At 60.9% G+C, this 2158-nt stretch carries 2 protein-coding genes and 1 pseudogene; 1 reads left to right on the plus strand and 2 read right to left on the minus strand.

Going from position 1 to position 2158, the window contains the following annotated elements:
• Window positions 1-99: 99 nt before the first annotated feature.
• On the minus strand, window positions 100-1575 hold the full coding sequence (locus FM112_RS11140; RefSeq protein ID WP_176386790.1) for an Abi family protein: 1476 nt from the start codon (window positions 1573-1575) through the stop codon (window positions 100-102).
• A gap of 128 nt (window positions 1576-1703) precedes the next feature.
• On the opposite strand from FM112_RS11140, the gene FM112_RS17260 reads away from it, so the two are divergent.
• Window positions 1704-1877, plus strand: a complete 174-nt coding sequence (locus tag FM112_RS17260) for a hypothetical protein (RefSeq protein WP_176386791.1) — start codon at window positions 1704-1706, stop codon at window positions 1875-1877.
• On the opposite strand, the pseudogene FM112_RS17435 reads toward FM112_RS17260, so the two are convergent.
• Window positions 1858-2158, minus strand: a pseudogene (locus FM112_RS17435) (hypothetical protein); the annotation flags it as partial. The gene FM112_RS17260 and the pseudogene FM112_RS17435 overlap by 20 nt on opposite strands.

A 2158-nucleotide genomic window follows, 5' to 3' on the forward strand; every position in this document is an offset into this window, starting at 1 on the left:
TCTGCTCGAAGCCGGCGGTTTCAGACCTCGACTACACCCTCGTTCGTGAAGAGCCGCTTAACGAGACATCCGCCGAGGAGTTATAAGCCTGGGGCTGGATCAGGTTCTCGAGATCGGTTGCTCATCGGCCCTTGGGGCGAGCAGATCATCGAGAATTCGTTGCGTTAGGGCATTGCCGGTCAACGCATCGAGTGGGCTTGTGCTGGAGCCCAGCGCTCGAAGAGGTGTGAGCCACCACGCCAGGGCGCGCCAACGGGTCTCCTCGCTGCCGCGCTGTCCGTCCAGAAGGCGGCGATTGGCCGTGATGACGAGGTCATAGACATCGCCCGTCGAGGTGTCGAATTGGAATGACGGGTAGCGATGGGCGCTCGTGCCCGGGACCGACAGAAGCGCTCCGCGTTTGCGGTAGTAGTTGAGCAGGGATCGACGGTTTCCTTCAGCGTCCTTTTTCCAGAGTCGCTCTGCAGCGTCTTTTGCGTAGAGGACCTCGACTTGGCGCAGCAGTTTTGCCTGCGCCCTCCGTTCCGGGGATGTCCCGTAGTCTCTGCTCCAGATTTCCTGATCGCGCCAGTCCTCGGGAAAGCCCATCGATGCCAAGCGTTCGGGACGGTTTCCTGCGAACGCGAGCACGAGGTTCAAGAGTTCGTCTCTCATCTGGTTCGAATAGTCGATTCGAGCCAGAAGATATGCCACGAGAGTGATGGTCCCGTAGACGCGACGAGCGGCCAACGAGACTTCGCGTGCACCATCACCATGGACATTCGACGACAGCAGATGCTGAAGCTCAGGCGATGAATACGGTACTGCCAGTGGCGCAGTGTGGTTGCGATTCCAGAGCCTGGCATGGTGCGCACAGAGATTCCGGCTTTGTCGCAGGTGCTCGATCCAGTTGGCGAATGTGGCGACATCGCCGTTGCCGTCTTCTCGAAGCACGTCGAGCTCGACTGCGATCTGCTCGCGATCCTGAGGGAGCAAGTTGCCGTATAGCCGGTTGAGTGACTCGAACGTCATCGTCTCTGTCGCGGTCCAGACCGGCAGGGGCTTGCCGTAACTGTTGTGGATGTGTGCGACGAATGCTTCATTCGAGATATCTTCGATCTGTCGCTGTTTCGCTAACCATTCGTCATGCTCACTGTCTTGCCATGAGCAGGCGTTGAGTTTGTCCGGCCGATTGCAGATTCTGCTCCTGGGGGCGCTCCAGTTCGGATCCAGTTGAGCCGCGTCCGTATGGGCGAATGGTCCCCGTCTGCCCAGGCGGTGCCCGACCCAGAACCGTAGAGCAACTTCGATCCGGGCAATTGCCCCGAGCAACGCGGCGCGGAGATGTTCGTCGAAGCAATAGATCTCGATGACCTCGTCAAGAGTCGTTCCGTGGGCGAAAGTCGACGGTCTTGGCCTAGCGAGGTCAGAGGGCTCCTCGCGGAACGGATACCAGTAGCCCGAGAGACGGTAGTAGCCGATTGCCTGGAGTTTTCGGAGTGCTGATTCTTCATCTCGTATTTCCATTCCACGTTCGACGAGCCTCGCAAGTTGCTCCTCGAGCGCAAGAAGTGGCTTAGTGTATGTGCTGGGCATGACCACAGCATATAAAAAAACTGGCCGCCTCCCCTTGTCGGGGATGACGACCAGTCGTGATGCTGTCACTCTAGCTCTGCGACGGGCGCTGTGTCCAGCGCGGGGCGCTTCCTTTTCCCTGTACGACGATGCGCGAACGTCATGCATGGATCGGCGATACGACGCCCATCCAGGCCAGGGCGCCGAACGCGGCGAGCGTGCAGGTCATCAGCGCGTATCCGGCGATCAGCGCCCTCGTGCCGCCGAACCTATCTGTCAGCCTGCTCGAGGGCTGCGTTCCGGTTACGGCGCCGACGCCGTGACGGTAGTGAGCAGCGGCGAGAGCACCGCGTAGCAGATTGCGAAGACCGTGACCGAGTAGCCGGCCGCGCCCTCGGACACCTCGAGTTCGGCCGCCATCCGCGGCAGGAAGCCCGCGACGACGAAGGCATCGGTGCCCACGGCGAACGTGCCGAGCGCCAGGAGGAGGATCCGGCCGCGGGAGTCGCGCGGAGCGGAAGGGGTTTGGCGGCGAGGTATTGAGATATTCGGCTCTTCTCGAACGAGGGTGTAGTCCGTTGAGCGCGTCGCTGTCCGTGTAGGA

It is taken from the genome of Gulosibacter sp. 10, assembly GCF_900163695.1.
Classification (GTDB): domain Bacteria; phylum Actinomycetota; class Actinomycetes; order Actinomycetales; family Microbacteriaceae; genus Gulosibacter.